Source organism: Dyella sp. (assembly GCF_051954575.1).
Lineage (GTDB): Bacteria > Pseudomonadota > Gammaproteobacteria > Xanthomonadales > Rhodanobacteraceae > Dyella_B.
In genome coordinates this window covers 1-14,953 of sequence record NZ_JBQCHP010000094.1, presented here as the reverse complement: position 1 = coordinate 14,953, position 14,953 = coordinate 1, and the positions used below count along the sequence as shown (strand labels likewise).

Genomic DNA, 14,953 nt, shown 5'->3' with positions numbered 1-14,953 from the left:
GGCGATGGATTACGTGGGCGAGCGGCCGGTGAGCGAGCTTACCGTGGACGTTTTTCCCGCCGGCCACGCCACGCACTTCGATTATTACGACGATGACGGCAGCACCTATGCCTACGAGCATGGCGCGTTCTATTCACAACGTCTGAGCACGCAGCGCCGCGATGATCGCATTGAATTCGGTATCGAAACGCCGCACGGCAGTTACAAGCCGGCGCTGAAGTACTACCTGGTGAAAGTGCACGGCGTGGCGGCTGCCGGCGCGGGGGCGCTCAAGGCGTATGCGGATGCCGATGCGCTACAGGCGGCGAAGGGCGAAGGCTGGGCGCTGGATCATGATCGCTACGGCAGCGTGACCTTGCTGCGCATCGCGGCCGGCCACGCCAGGCACATCGTGCTTCGTGCATCCGACGTACGTTGAGGCTACGTAGGTTGGGGTGCAAAGCCCAACATTGCCATCTTCCAAACATCGTGATGTTGGGGTTTGCAACCCAACCTACGAGACGACATCGGTGCGATCGGCCCGGCGGCATTGAATGCACCCCTCATCTGTAAGACACTTGCGACCTGCGTTAGTAAACGTTTACATGCCGGCAAAACCCGAGGAATCGCCATGCCCCTTTTACGCCGCACCGCATCAACGCTTGGTCTCGCCATCCTGCTTGTCTTTGGCGCCGTCCATGCTGCAACGCCGCCGTCGGCCGATATCGTCACCCTCAAGGTGGACGCCACGGCGAAGGGCACGGCCTTCCCTCATTTCTGGGAGCAGATGTTCGGCTCGGGCCGCGCATCGCTCGCGCTGCGCGACGATTACCGCAAGGACATCGAAGCCGTGCATGCGGCTACTGGCTTCGGCTACGTGCGCTTCCACGGCATCTTCGACCGCGACGTGGGCGTGGTCAGGCGCGACAAAGACGGCCGCATCGCCTACAACTTCTCCTACGTCGACCAGATCTATGACGGCCTGCTGGAGCGCGGCATCAAGCCGTTCGTCGAGCTGGGCTTCATGCCGCCGGAGCTGAGTTCCGATCCGTCGCGGCAGCATGACTTCTGGTATCACCCGAACGTGATGCCGCCGAAGGATTACGCCCAATGGGATGCGCTGATCCATGCCTTCGCCGAGCATCTGATTGCGCGCTACGGCATCGACGAAGTGGCCAGCTGGTATTTCGAGGTGTGGAACGAGCCCAACCTCGCATTCTGGGGCGGACACCCGGAGCAGGCCACGTATTACACGCTGTACGACCACACGGCGCGTGCGCTCAAGGCGGTCAATCCGCGCCTGCGCGTGGGCGGGCCGGCGACGGCGCAGGCGGCATGGGTGCCCGACTTCCTCAAGCACGTGCGCGATGCGCAGGTGCCGGCGGATTTCGTCAGCACGCACGTGTATGGCGACGACACCGCGCAGAGCGTGTTCAAGACCGGTGAAAACATTCCGCGCGCCGACATGGTCTGCCGTTCGGTGGACAAGGTGCATCGCGAGATCGCCGCTTCGCCGTATCCGAAGATGCCACTGATCTTCAGCGAGTACAACGCTTCCTATGCCAACCTGCCGAACGTGACCGACACCGTCTACATGGGCCCGTGGATGGCGAACACGATCCGCGAATGCGCCGGCAAGGTTGAGTTGATGAGCTACTGGAGCTTTTCCGATGTGTTCGAGGAACAGGGCGTGGTGCGTAATCCGTTCTACGGCGGCTTCGGCCTGATCGCGGCCGATCGCATCCCGAAGCCGGCGTTCAACGCCTTTTCGATGTTGCATCGCCTGGGCGACCAACGCCTGCCGGCATCTTCCGATAGCGCATTGGTCACGCGCCGCGCGGATGGCACGCTGGTGCTGGCGCTATGGAACTACGCACCGCCGGTGGGCGATACCGATACTTACACGAAGGGGGCGCCGCAGGGTTCGGTGAAGCACATCGACGTTGACGTGTCGCATTTGGCTGCAGGCGCGAAAGCGACGGTATGGCGTGTGGACGAAACGCACGGCAATGCGGTGGCGGCGTTCGATGCGATGGGGCGTCCGGATTTCCCATCGCGCGAGCAGATTGCGCAATTGCGTGAAGCGGGCAAATTGGCGCAGCCCGAGTCGCTGGCGCTGGAGCAGGGTCGTTTGCGGATCGATATTCCGCCGCAGGGTTTGGTGCTAGTCGAACTGCACTGAGCGTGTAGTTGGGGTGTAAACCCCAACTTCTGGCAGGGATGACGACGTTGGGGTTTGCACCCCAACCTACGGGTGCATTGCGCGCATGAATACGTATGCAAAAAACCGTCACCACGCTTCGCCTTGCCTACCATGCACGCTCGCCCGCGCGAACCGATAAGCGTCATGCTGCAGTCGCAGCATGTACATCGCGTCGCGTCATGACATAAACCGGGAACAGAATCAGGTGAATGACCCATCCGCGGAGTGCGCATGCTTAGCGTTGTGATGATGGCGGCCCTGGCCGCGAGTGCCCAAGGGGATGCCTGGCGTGATGAGGTGAGCTGGCGCGGCGCGCAGGCGCATATGAGCGCCAGCCAGGACGGACGCTTTACCCTGACCGGCCCGTTCGGCAAACGCGACATCGCCGCGCAGCGCATGCGCGCACAAACCGCCAGCCCGATGTTCGACGGCCTGTTCGCCATGGCGCAGGACGAGTTGACGCAGGATTCGGTCACCGCGATCCGCGACGGCGCCTTCGACCACGGCCAGCCGATTCCGTGCACGTGTTTCGAGACCGGCGCGAAATGGCCGTACGTATGGACGCGCGATCTTTCCTATTCGACCGACCTGGGCCTGTGGAAATTCGATCCGCAACGCTCGCGCAACGGCTTGAGCTTCAAGTTGTCGGACGTGCGCGATCCGGCGCAGCCGCAAGGCCTGTATGTGATGCAGGACACCGGCTCCGGCGGCAGCTGGCCGATCAGTACCGATCGCGTGGTGTGGTTCCTCGGCGCTCAGCATCTGCTGGACGACAAGGCCTTTGCCGGCAACGTGTACCGCGCCTTGAACGACACCCTGGCGCAGGATCGCCAATATGTGTTCGACGCGGACATGGGGCTGTATCGCGGCGAAACCTCGTTCCTCGACTGGCGCCAGCAGACTTATCCGGCGTGGACGGCCGACAACGTGGTGTTCATCGCGCAATCGTTCGCGTTGTCCACCAATGTGCTGCATTACCAAGCCTTGCAGCTGGCCGCGCGCTTGGCCAAGACGCATGGCGATACGGCCAAGGCAAAGCGTTATGAGGAACAGGCGAGCGCGCTCAAGGCCGCCATCAATGCACGTTTCTGGCGCAAGGATCGCGGCCTGTACATGAGCTACATCGGCGGTGACGGCACGCCGTACGACACTTACGACCTGCTCGGCACCGCCTTGGCGATCACCAGCGGCGTGGCCGAGGGCGAGGCGGCGCGCATCGCGCTGGCGAACTATCCGACCTGGCCGGCCGGCAGCCCGGTAATCTGGCCCGAGCGCGCCGACCAGCCGATCTACCACAACCGCGCGATCTGGCCGTTCGTCAGCGCCTATGCCCTGCGCGCGGCGCGCATGGTGAACGATCCGGCGCGCATCGCGCATGAGCTGCGCTCGATCATGCGCGGCGCGGCGATGAGCGGCTCCAACATGGAGAACTACGAACTCGTCACGCAGGCCACGCACGTCGATGAAGGCAAGCTCAGCGGTCCGGTGGTCGATTCGCCGCGCCAGCTATGGTCGGTGGCGGCGTACCTGGACATGGTCGGCGAAGGCGTATTCGGCCTGACCCAGGACGGCCGCATCGAGCCGAAGCTGCCCGTCTCGCTGGTGCCCATGCTGTTCGGCGGCAAGGACAGCATCAGCCTGACAATGCCGGACCGCACCATCACGCTGCGCCGTCCGCGCGCCTTGCAAGGCGATCTGCTGGTGGCCGATACCGTCAAGCAACGCGGCACGGAAACGGTCGTGACACTGAAGGCGATCGACGTATCGGCCATCCCCATGCGTACTGACGCTCCACTGTATGCGCCGGCCGCGCCCGATGCGCCATCGATCGAGAAGGACAACAAAGGCTGGCGTGTGCAGGCGGACGGCAAGGTGGTGCTGTACGCCGATGCGCAGCGCGTCGGCCGTATCGATGGCAGCACCTATATTGCGCAAGGCGCGCAGCCGCCGTGCGTAAGCGTGACGCGTGCGGACGAACATGGCCTCGAATCGCTGCACAGCCCGCTGGTGTGCGGCGGCGAGCCGGTGGCGATCGGCGATGGCTGGCCGCGCTCGTGGACCGCACCCGCTACCGGCCGCTATCGCGTCGCGCTGCGCTACGAAAACGACCACGGCACGATCGAGACCGGCGTTACCGCGGCGGTGAAATTCCTGGTGGCGCATTGTGGCGGCGATGCGGTGCAGCGCGTGCCGATCGTGATGCCGCATAGCGTGGGCGAACAATCGTCCACCTACGGCGTGATCACCGCGAAAGCCGGCGCGGTGTGTCGCTTCGAGCTGGAGCAGGGCTTCAACATGAGCGATCTGAAGCACTTCGCGCATTACACCGGCGGCAAAGGTGGCAGCGAAGGGCCGCTCAACGATGCGCGCATCGGCGATCTGATCATCACACCGACCACAGGCACGCCATGAATCGCAAACCGAGCCTGTCGTTCTGGCAGATCTGGAACATGTGCTTCGGCTTCCTGGGCATCCAGTTCGCCTTTGCGCTGCAGAACGCGAACGTCAGCCGCATCTTCCAGACGCTGGGCGCGAGCGTGGCGGACATCCCCATGCTGTGGATCGCCGCGCCGCTCACCGGGCTGATCGTGCAGCCGTTGATCGGCTATGCCTCCGATCGCACCTGGGGAAAGCTGGGGCGTCGCCGCCCGTATTTCCTCGCTGGCGCCGTGCTCGCCACGCTGGGATTGCTGTGGATGCCCAACTCGGGCGTGCTGTGGATCGCCGCGCTGCTGCTGTGGGTGATGGATGCATCGATCAACGTATCGATGGAGCCGTTCCGCGCCTTCGTCGGCGACCAGTTGCCGACTTCGCAGCGTCCGCTCGGCTATGCGATGCAGAGCTTTTTTATTGGCCTCGGCGCGGTGGTGGCGTCGTTGTTGCCGTATCTGCTGGCGCATCTGGGCATCAGCAATGTGGCCGGTCCCGGCGGCGTGCCCGACACGGTGCGCGATGCGTTCTATATCGGCGGCGCGGTGCTGCTCGGTTCGGTGCTGTGGACAGTGTTGTCCACGCGCGAATATCCACCGGATCAACTGCACGAATTCGACGATGCGGTGAAAACCGAGCCGGTGGAGGTGGAACGCGTCACCGCGCGCAAGCACGGGCTGGTGTGGTTGGCGTGCGGCGTGATCGGCATATGGCTGGTGCACGCCTATCGCCTGGAGCATGAGCTGTACCTGCTTACAGGCGGCCTGGCTGCGTTCGGATTGGCGCAGCTATGGCTGAGTGTGGCGCGCGGCGGCGGCATGTTCGTGCAAGTGATGACCGACGTGCATACGATGCCACCGGCGATGCGCAGGCTTGCGCTGGTGCAGTTCTTCTCGTGGTTCGCGATGTTCGCGATGTGGATCTACACCACCGCAGGCGTGGCGCAGGTGCACTTCGGCAGCAGCGATCCACAGTCGGCGGCGTACAACAATGGCGCCAACTGGGTGGGCGTGCTGTTCGCCGCCTACAACGGTTTTGCCGCCGTGGCCGCGCTGGTGATTCCGCTGATGGTGCGCCGCTGGGGCTTGCGCATCAGCCATCTGGTTAATCTTTGGCTAGGTGGCGCGGGATTGGTGTCGTTCCTGCTGATCCGCGATCCGGACTGGCTGCTGCTGCCGATGGCTGGCGTGGGCTTTGCGTGGGCGTCGATCCTGTCGCTGCCATACGCGCTGCTGTCGGACAACCTGCCGGCGGAGAAGATGGGCGTGTATATGGGCATCTTCAATTTCTTCGTAGTGATTCCGCAGTTGCTTGCCGCCAGCGTGCTGGGGGTGTTGCTGCGGGTGTTCTTTCACGGGCAGCCGATCTACGCGTTGCTGCTGGGTGGAGCGAGTTTGCTGGTGGCAGGCTTGAGCGTGTTGCGAGTGAAAGAGCCGGTGTTTGCCGCTTCTTTGTCTTCACCGCAATGACGAAAACTTGACCTTGCCTGGTCGTCATTCCGGCGAACGCCGGAATCCAGTTTTAATACGTGGTGCGAAGCACGCAAAACATATTTATGTTGGGTGCTTCGCACAGCATGTTTGGACTGGATTCCGGCGTTCGCCGGAATGACGGTGAGGTAGGTATGGTCAATTTCGCGTCCGCACACTCATTTACGGGTGGCTCGCGGCCTGGGCACTCGCCGCAGCACGTTGCTGCAGCAAAAGCTTCTCGCGCGCATTGCGCGCCATCGACGCGGCGCGTTCAAATTCCTCGCGCGCTTCGGTATGGCGTTCCAGGCGACTCAGCAAGTCGCCGCGCACGCTGGGCAGCAAGTGGTAATTGCGCAGCAAGGGTTCGTTCGCCAGTGCATCGACCAAGGCCAATCCAGCGGCAGGACCGGACGCCATCGCAACAGCCACCGCGCGATTGAGTTCCACCACCGGCGACTGCAGCACCTTCGCCAACTCGGCGTACAGCGCGGCGATACGGTTCCAGTCGGTCGCCTCCACGCTACGCGCACGCGCGTGGCAGGCGGCGATGGCCGCTTGCAATACGTAAGGGCCGCGCGCGGCGCGAAGTTTCTCCGCACGCTCCAGCGCGGCAAGACCGCGGCGGATAAGTAACGGATCCCAGCGGCTGCGGTCCTGGTCCGGCAGCAGGATCGGTTCGCCGCTGGCGGTAGTGCGTGCATGCAGGCGTGAGGCCTGGATCTCCATCAGGGCGAGCAGGCCGAACACTTCCGGTTCCTGCGGTGCGAGCCCGGCCAGCACGCGGCCCAGGCGCATCGCTTCGTTGCACAGTTCCGGGCGAATCCAGTCATCGCCCGAGGTTGCCGCATAACCTTCGTTGAAGATCAGGTAGATCACTTCCAGCACGGAGGCGAGCCGTTCGTCGCGTTCTTCGCCGCGCGGTACTTCGAACGGAATCTGTTTTTCCGATAGCGTGCGCTTGGCGCGCACGATGCGCTGCGACACGGTGGGCTCGGGCACCAGGAACGCGCGCGCGATCTCATCGGTGGTCAGCCCACCGAGCAGGCGCAAGGTGAGCGCAGCGCGTGCCTCGGCGGAAAGCACCGGGTGGCAGGCGGTGAAGATCAGCCTGAGCAGGTCGTCGCCGATATCGTCGTCGAGCATGGTTTCCAGCTCCGACTTGCCATCGGCCATCTCGCCTTCGGTTTCGTAGGCAATGGCTTCATGCTTGCGCTCGATCAGCTTGTTCCGCCGCAGCAGATCGATCGCGCGGTGCTTGGCCGCGGTCATCAGCCACGCGCCGGGGTTGTCCGGCACGCCGCTTTCGGGCCAGCGCTCCAGCGCGGTCATCAGCGCGTCCTGCGCCAGGTCCTCGGCCAAGCCCACGTCGCGCACCATGCGCGCGAGGCCGGCGATGAGCCGCGCCGATTCGATGCGCCATACCGCTTCGATCGTGCGATGGATGTCGGTGGCCGTCATGACCACCGATCACAGCACTTGCGGCGATTTCGCGCAACCGGGCCATACGTCATGCCGCCGAGTGGCGCGGATCCTCGAAGCCTTCGACCGCCTTGCGCAGTTCGGGCGGAAATTCGCTCAGCTCGAATACCTGGCGCACCTCGATCGTGTTGCCGGGCCCGATCGGGCAGCGCGTCGCCCAGGCGATCGCCTCGTCACGCGAACCGACGTCGATGATCCAATAGCCGCCTACCACTTCCTTGGCTTCGGCGAAGGGGCCATCGGTGACGGTCACCTTGCCGTCGACCACGCGCACGCGCGCGCCAGCCGCGGGCGGGTGAAGGCCATCCAGCGCCAGCAGCACGCCGGCTTCCTGCAGCGATTTGTTGAACCGCATCATCTGCTCCACCGCTTCGGCGCTGGGCAGTGCATCGGGCGCGGCATTGCACTGGTCGGCGGGCAACATCAGCATCATGAAACGCATGGCGGCTCTCCTTTAGGCCTCGGGCGGGACCATGATCATCCAGCGGATGCCGAAGCGGTCGGCGAGCATGCCGAAGTAGGGCGAGAAGAAGGTCTGGCTGAGCGGCATGTGCACCTGGCCGCCATCGGCCAATGCATTGAACGCGCGATCGGCTTCGGTGTGGTTGTCCACGGTGAGCGAGAGCGAAAAGCCCTGGAAGGTAGTGTCCTTGTTGACGCAGTCATCGGAGGCCATCACCACGGTGTCGCCGATGGTGAGGTTGCTGTACATGATGTGCTCGCCATGGGCGTCGGCGCCGGGGCCGTCGCTGGGCGGCGCTTCCTTGTAGCGCATCTTGGCGTTGACCTTCGCGCCCAGGTACTTCTCGTAATAGTGGATGGCTTCTTCGCAGCGGCCGTTGAAGAACAGGTAGGGCTGGACGTACATGGTGTGCTTCCTCCGTGGTCTGGAAAGGGTGGCCGTTTGGTCGATTTTTAGGATCTTTCGAAATGAGGACGAAACAGGAGGAGTGAAATCGACATCATGCGTCGCGTTGATCAGCTCCCTCCCCTGCAGGCAGGTGAGGGTTGGGGTGGGGTTGCGTGAGCTTGCCGTGCAATATGAGTTCTACGCGAGCGTGCTTCACCCCGCCCCGGCCCTCTCCTAATGCACGTAGGGGAGGGAGCAAGGCCGTGGCTCTCGAAGGGCGTAAAGCGAAGCGGGCGGGTTACCGCGCCTTGTACTGGCTGGAGCGGCGCACGACCAGTTTCACCGGCAGCAGCCGGGTCTCCACCGGCTCGCGGCGGATCAGGCGCAACAGGTTGTCGACCAGCGTCTCGCCGGCCAGCTTGGTGTCCTGCAGCACGGTGGTCAGCGGCGGGTTGAGGAAGCGGGCCATCGGGATGTCGTCGAAGCCGGCCACCGCGATCTGCTCGGGCACCTTGATGTTGCGGTCGGCCAGGGCGCGCATGGCACCGATGGCGATCAAGTCGCTGGCGGCGAACACGGCGTCGAACGTGGTCTTGCGTTGCAATAGCGCCTGGGCCGCGTCGTAGCCGGCCTGCTCAGTGCTTTCGGCGGCGTCCACCTGCAGGGCAGGGTCGGCCTGGATGCCGGCTGCCTCGAGCGCCGCGACGTAACCGCGGTAGCGGTCGAAGAATTCGGGATAGTGGCTGGAGGCGTCGCCGAGAAAGGCGATGCGCCGGCAGCCCTGCGCCAGCAGGTGGGCGGCCACGGCCTGGCCGCCCTGGAAGTTGTCGCAGCCGATGGAGACGTCCGGCTGGTCCGGTAGCACCGCACCCCAGCGCACCGAGCGTGTGCCCTGGGCGGTCAGCTTCGAGAGCTTGTCGCGATAGGCCAGGTAATCGCCGTAGCCCAGGAGAATGATGCCGTCGGCCTTCTTGGTGTCGGCGTAGTCCGCGTGCCAGTCGTCGGAAAGCTGTTGGAACGAGATCAACAGGTCGTAGCCGCGCAAGGCACAGGCGCGGGTGATCGAGCCCAGCATCGACAGGAAGAACGGATTGATGTGCGAATCGTCCGCGGTGGGATCTTCGAACAGCAGCAGCGCCAGGGTGCCGGAGTGCTGTGAACGCAGGTTGGATGCGTTCTTGTCTACCTTGTAGTTGAGCTGGTCGGCCGCGGCCTTGACGCGCTGTCGCGTCTCCTCGCTCACCAGCGGACTGCCACGCAGGGCGCGCGAGACCGTGGACTGCGAGACCCCGGTCAGGTGGGCGATGTCGAAGGAAGTGGGTTTCCCCTTGATGTGCACTGCGGCTCGCTCTTGGATCGGACAGACGGACGGCGGCCGTGCCGTAACGGCATCCTAACGGTTGCACAGCCGTCTGTCCTGACGCAGGGCAAGAAAAAAGCTGAAATCAGGTAAGAAAAGGCCCCGCGAACTTTAGGGGGAAGTCCGCGGGGCCGGGTTGGAATCGGAGACCCAGGGGAGAGGTCCGACTCCGGGTGGCGACCCAGGGAGGTGGGTCGCCGGGGGATGCCGTTGCGTGCATCCGAAGGGTTAGAGCGGTGCCGAGGCGAAAAAGTTCACTGCGGGATGCATGAAAAAAAGATTAGTTGGCGAAAATTCATTCGCGCCGGTTCCCCTTCGTAAGAGGACGAGCACCATCAATGCGCCTCGTCCCAGTTCTTGCCGACGCCGACATCCACCACCAGCGGCACGTGCAGCTCGGCGGCGCCGGACATGTGCTGCCGGATCGCTTCGCGCACGGTATCGACGGCATCGGCGCGCACTTCGAACACCAGTTCATCGTGCACCTGCATCAGCATGTGCGCATCGTCGCGGTCTTTCAGCCAGGCGGCCACGGCGATCATGGCGCGCTTGATGATGTCGGCGGCGGTGCCCTGCATCGGTGCATTGACCGCGGCGCGCTCGGCGCCGGCGCGCAGGGCCTGGTTGCGTGAGCTCAGGTTTTCCAGATACAGACGCCGGCCGAACAGCGTTTCTACGTAACCATCACGATGCGCACGCTCGCGCGTGGCGTCCATGAAGGCGTGCACGCCGGGGTAGCGCGAAAAATAACGCGCCATGTAGTCGCTGGCTTCGCCGCGGTCGACGCCGAGCTGGCGCGCCAGGCCGAACGCGCTCATGCCGTACATCAGGCCGAAGTTGATCGCCTTGGCAGCGCGGCGCTGGTTGCTGGTGACCGCATCGGGTTCCAGCCCGAACACTTCTGCGGCGGTGGCGCGATGGATGTCGCCACCTTCGTGGAACGCACGCAGCAGGCCTTCGTCGCCGGAGAGGTGCGCCATGATACGCAGCTCGATCTGCGAATAATCCGCCGCCAGCACCCGCCAGCCTTCCGGCGCGATGAACGCCTGGCGGATGCGCCGGCCTTCCTCAGTGCGCACGGGGATGTTCTGCAGGTTCGGATCGGTGGAAGAAATACGCCCGGTCGCCACCGCACCCTGGTGATAGCTGGTGTGCACGCGGCCGGTGCGCGGGTTGACGATTTCGGCGAGCTTTTCCGTATAGGTGGAGCGCAATTTGGCCAGGCCGCGGTAGTCGAGAATCAGGCGCGGCAGCGCGTGTTCCTCGGTGATCGCTTCCAGCGCTTCCTCGTTGGTGGACGGTTGGCCGGTGGGTGTCTTCAGTTTCGCCGGCAGGCCGAGCTGGTCGAACAGGATCGCCTGCAATTGCTTGGGCGAGTCGAGGTTGAATTCGCGGCCGGCCGATTTCCAGGCGTCCTGCTGCAACTCGTGCATGCGCTTGCCGAGCTGCTGGCTCTGCTTGCGCAGTTCGTTGACATCGATCAGCACACCGCGTTGTTCCATGCTGGCGAGCACGGGCACCAGCGGTATTTCGATTTCTTCGTAGACCTTGCGCAGTTTCGGCTCGCTTTCCAGCAGCGGCCACAGTGCGTGATGCAGGCGCAGGGTGACGTCGGCGTCTTCGGCGGCGTAGTTGCAGGCAGTGTCCAGGTCCACTTGCGAGAAGGAAATCTGCTTGGCGCCCTTGCCGGCGACTTCCTCGTATTTCACCGTGTCGTAGCCAAGGTATTTCTTGGCCAGCGAATCCATGTCGTGGCGTGTGGCGGTGGCGTTCCACACATAGGATTCGAGCATGGTGTCGTGCGCCAGGCCGCGCACGACGATGCCGTAGTGCGACAGGATGTTCATGTCGTACTTGGCGTGCTGGCCGACTTTCGGACGGGCGGGATCTTCGAAGACCGGCTTGAGCGCGGCGAGCACCTGGTCGCGCGGCAGTTGCGCGGGCACGCCGGGATAATCGTGACCCAGCGGGATATAGCACGCATGGCCGGACTGCACCGAAAGGCTGATGCCGACCACGTCCGCCTGCATCGAATCGAGGCTGGTGGTTTCGGTGTCGAAGGCGATCAGGGGCGCATCGTGCAGGCGTGCGAGCCAGGCGTCGAACTGCGCCTGGGTGGTGACCAGTTCATACTGGCCCTGTGCCGCGAGTTGCTCCGCAACGGCGGCGGCCGTTTCGGTTACCGCCGCAGGCGCGGGCGAAGGCGTGGTGACGACTTCGGCCGTGGCGCTGTCGAGTTCTTTCAGCGCAGCCTTGAATTCATACCGCGTATACAACTCGCGCAACGCATCCACGTCGCGCTCGCGCAAGGCCAGCTGCTGCACGGTGAAATCCAGCGGCACATCGGTCTTGATCGTCACCAACTGGCGCGACAGCGGCAGCGCAGGCAGCGCCTCGCGCAGGTATTCGCCGATCTTGCCGCCGACCTTGTCCGCGTTGGCGATCACGCCATCGAGCGAGCCGTATTCGGCCAGCCATTTCGCAGCCGTCTTGGGACCGCATTTGGTGACGCCGGGAACATTGTCGACGGTGTCGCCGGTGAGGCTGAGGAAATCGATGATCTGTTCGGGCTTCACACCGAATTTTTCCACCACCGCGGCGCTGTCCATGGTGGTGTTGGTCATGGTGTTGATCAGCGTGATGCCGGGACGCACCAGTTGCGCAAGATCTTTGTCGCCGGTGGAGATCAGCACCTCGATGCCGTGTTCGTGCGCCTGGGTGGCGAGCGTGCCGATCACGTCGTCGGCCTCCACGCCGCTGACGCGCAGGATCGGAAAGCCGAGCGCGCCGACGATCTCCAGCATCGGCTCGACCTGCGCGCGCAGATCGTCCGGCATCGGCGGGCGGTGCGCCTTGTACTGCTCGTACAGCACGTTGCGGAAGGTGGGCCCGGAAGCATCGCTGACGAAGGCGACGTAATCGGGCTTCGCCTTGAGCGTGGTGCGCAGCATGTTCACTACGCCGAACAAGGCGCCAGTCGGCTCACCGTGCGCGTTGCTGAGTGGCGGCAGCGCGTGGAAGGCGCGGTAGAGGTACGACGAGCCGTCGATAAGCGTGAGTTTTGGCATGCCTTTGATTCTATCGGGAAACGTCAATCGGGAATCGTAAATAGTCGGGAGCGGCCATCCGCAAGGCTCGGCCCGCTTCCACGATTTCCGATTCACGATTTCCGATTTACGACATTGGTATGCTTGCCATCCCCGACGAGGTGCCTTCCATCATGAAACACGCAGCTTGCTTGCTCGCCCTTTCGCTACTGGCCGCCTCGTCGGCCTTCGCGCAGACGTCGTCGTCTTCTTCCGGTACGCCGCATTTCGCGCCGCCGCCGCCGCCGCCGGGCATGAACGATCCGGGGGTGAACCCGGCCCGCGAGCCGGCCGCGGCAAGCACCAGCAGCAAGCCGGTATCCAGCCCGGCGGAGCTCGAACCCAGCCATCTGCCCGGCAAGCCGATTCCGGCGCCGCGCGTCGCCGGTGCGCCGGCGGGGCATGACGCCAATGGACAGCCGCCACCGGATGTGTCGGTGCGGCAACAGGGCGAGAACACCATCCAGGAATACCGGCAGAACGGCCGCGTCTACATGGTGGTGGTCACGCCCAAGCACGGGCCGCAGCAGATCTACAACGTGGACAAGGATGGCCAGATGCTCAATCCGAACGGCCAGCCGCCGGTGAGGCCGGTGATGTACCAGATCATGCATTGGGGCGATACCAAGCCGGCATCCGCCTCGTCGACCGAAGACAACGGGCAGTGATCGTCCACGCATGAACCTGCGCGAAAGCTGGCTGCTGTTCGCGCTGGGCTCGGCGTTCTTCGCCGCGCTCACGGCGCTGTTCGGCAAGCTTGGCGTGGCGGGCATCAATTCCAATCTCGCCACCTTCATCCGCACGGTGGTGATCCTGCTGGTGACCGCGGGCATTCTCAGCCTGCGCTCCGAATGGGCGAAACCTTCCGGATTGCCGTGGCACAGCTGGGTATTCCTGGTGCTCTCGGCGATCGCCACGGGGCTTTCATGGCTGTGCTACTACCGCGCGCTGCAACTGGGGCCGATAAGCAAGGTCGCGCCGATCGACAAGCTCAGCGTGGCCATGGCGATCGTGCTTGGACTGGTGGTGCTCGGTGAAAAGCCCAGCTGGCCGGTGTTGATCGGCGGAGTGCTGATCGTGGCCGGCTCGTTGGTGATCGCATTGTTTTGACTGCCGTAGGCTGGGATGACCATCCCAGCATCCGCAGGACTTGCGCCTCAGCGTGCAGGATCCAGCTCGGCATAGTGACGGAAGATGCCTTCTTCATTGAACGCGATGCGTCGCGGTGAAGCGAGATACGCGGCGATGTTGGGCCGTTCCGCAACGCGTTGGGCCAGCGCGCGCAAGCGTGGAATACGCTTCTGCATGCGGCGCATCGTATTGGGAAATGCGTAGTCGAGCCCGCTGACGAGCTCAAACAGCGAGAGATCGACATAGGAGTGGCGCGAAAGCGCCTGCCGGCCATTGCCGCGGTCCAGCACCTGCTCGAAATAGCCGAGGAATTTCGGCAGCCGTTCCTCGCGAAACGCCTCGCTGCGTTTGCGTGCGGCGGGGCGTTGTTGTTCGTAGTACAGATCGACGGCAATCGGATGATGGGTGTCGTGAATCTCCACGACAAAATCGGCAATCGTCAGTTGCAACTGTTGCGCGTAGATTTCCGCGGACATGCCACCGGGAACCAGGCCAAGGCGTGGACCGAGATAAGCGAGGATGGTGGCCGTTTGCGCAATTACCAGGCGTCCGGCCTTGAGGAACGGCGGCGCGAACGGCAATGCGCCCGCTTGTTTGCCGCGCAAGAACGGCATGATGACTTTGTCGCCGCGTTCGCGCGCCACGTCGATGTAATCCGCGCCGGCGTCTTCGAGCGCCAGTCGCACGTATTCGCCGCGACCCTGGATGCCGGTCCAATAGTAGAGCTCGTAGCGCATGGGAACCCTCCAGCACGAGGTCTTAAGGCAACACTGAATAAGTATCGCCGTCGTCATGATGCCTGGAAGGCTCGCAGGGTGTGTAGCGCGGCGCCGGGAAGACTGGCCGTCTTGCCAAGCCGCGCGGCGCAGCCTGCGGGCCTTCCCGGCATCACCCGTCCCTTTAAATTCAATAGTTGGGCCAGCCCTGTCTGTCCGCATGCCTTCGGTCCGCCGTCTCGACAGA

Annotated in this window: 12 protein-coding genes; 6 read left to right on the top strand and 6 right to left on the bottom strand. The window is 63.9% G+C overall.

Annotation, left to right across the window (positions count from 1 at the left end; all coding sequences use genetic code 11):
• From ACTHNE_RS13435 to ACTHNE_RS13420, 4 genes are all read left to right on the top strand, one after another.
• A partial coding sequence (locus ACTHNE_RS13435) for a DUF5110 domain-containing protein (RefSeq protein ID WP_440269499.1) occupies nt 1-418 on the top strand: 418 nt, incomplete at its 5' end.
• 192 nt (nt 419-610) lie between these two features.
• Complete coding sequence (locus tag ACTHNE_RS13430) at nt 611-2,161, top strand: GH39 family glycosyl hydrolase (RefSeq protein WP_324942863.1); 1,551 nt, start codon at nt 611-613, stop codon at nt 2,159-2,161.
• A 252-nt stretch (nt 2,162-2,413) separates the two neighbouring features.
• Nucleotides 2,414-4,594, top strand: a complete 2,181-nt coding sequence (locus ACTHNE_RS13425; protein WP_324942866.1) for an alpha-L-rhamnosidase-related protein — start codon at nt 2,414-2,416, stop codon at nt 4,592-4,594.
• Nucleotides 4,591-6,081, top strand: a complete 1,491-nt coding sequence (locus ACTHNE_RS13420) for an MFS transporter (RefSeq protein WP_324942869.1) — start codon at nt 4,591-4,593, stop codon at nt 6,079-6,081. Before ACTHNE_RS13425 ends, ACTHNE_RS13420 begins: the two co-directional genes overlap by 4 nt.
• Nucleotides 6,082-6,264: 183 nt before the next feature.
• Here the strand turns inward: ACTHNE_RS13420 and ACTHNE_RS13415 are convergent, their stop codons facing one another.
• The 5 genes from ACTHNE_RS13415 to polA all read right to left on the bottom strand — a co-directional run bounded on the left by ACTHNE_RS13415 (nt 6,265) and on the right by polA (nt 12,841).
• Nucleotides 6,265-7,542 (bottom strand): RNA polymerase sigma factor, encoded by a 1,278-nt coding sequence (locus ACTHNE_RS13415; RefSeq protein ID WP_440269498.1) that lies wholly within the window; start codon nt 7,540-7,542, stop codon nt 6,265-6,267.
• Between the two features lie 49 nt (nt 7,543-7,591).
• Nucleotides 7,592-8,005, bottom strand: coding sequence for a YciI family protein (locus ACTHNE_RS13410; RefSeq protein WP_324942875.1), 414 nt, complete (start codon nt 8,003-8,005; stop codon nt 7,592-7,594).
• A gap of 12 nt (nt 8,006-8,017) precedes the next feature.
• Nucleotides 8,018-8,431, bottom strand: coding sequence for a VOC family protein (locus tag ACTHNE_RS13405; protein ID WP_324942878.1), 414 nt, complete (start codon nt 8,429-8,431; stop codon nt 8,018-8,020).
• A gap of 280 nt (nt 8,432-8,711) precedes the next feature.
• Nucleotides 8,712-9,746: a LacI family DNA-binding transcriptional regulator gene (locus ACTHNE_RS13400; protein ID WP_324942890.1), complete on the bottom strand. Its 1,035-nt coding sequence runs from the start codon at nt 9,744-9,746 to the stop codon at nt 8,712-8,714.
• Between the two features lie 362 nt (nt 9,747-10,108).
• A complete protein-coding gene (gene polA, locus ACTHNE_RS13395) occupies nt 10,109-12,841 on the bottom strand; it encodes a DNA polymerase I (protein WP_440269497.1) in 2,733 nt (910 codons plus the stop codon).
• A 152-nt stretch (nt 12,842-12,993) separates the two neighbouring features.
• On the opposite strand from polA, the gene ACTHNE_RS13390 reads away from it, so the two are divergent.
• Together ACTHNE_RS13390 and ACTHNE_RS13385 are read left to right on the top strand one after the other, a co-directional pair.
• Nucleotides 12,994-13,527, top strand: a complete 534-nt coding sequence (locus ACTHNE_RS13390) for a DUF2782 domain-containing protein (RefSeq protein ID WP_324942884.1) — start codon at nt 12,994-12,996, stop codon at nt 13,525-13,527.
• 10 nt (nt 13,528-13,537) lie between these two features.
• Nucleotides 13,538-13,969 carry an EamA family transporter gene (locus ACTHNE_RS13385; RefSeq protein ID WP_440269496.1) on the top strand — a complete coding sequence of 144 codons (432 nt, stop codon included), beginning with the start codon at nt 13,538-13,540 and terminating at the stop codon, nt 13,967-13,969.
• A gap of 47 nt (nt 13,970-14,016) precedes the next feature.
• On the opposite strand, the gene ACTHNE_RS13380 is transcribed toward ACTHNE_RS13385, so the two are convergent.
• Nucleotides 14,017-14,727 (bottom strand): glutathione S-transferase, encoded by a 711-nt coding sequence (locus tag ACTHNE_RS13380; RefSeq protein WP_440269495.1) that lies wholly within the window; start codon nt 14,725-14,727, stop codon nt 14,017-14,019.
• Between the last annotated feature and the right edge of the window lie 226 nt (nt 14,728-14,953).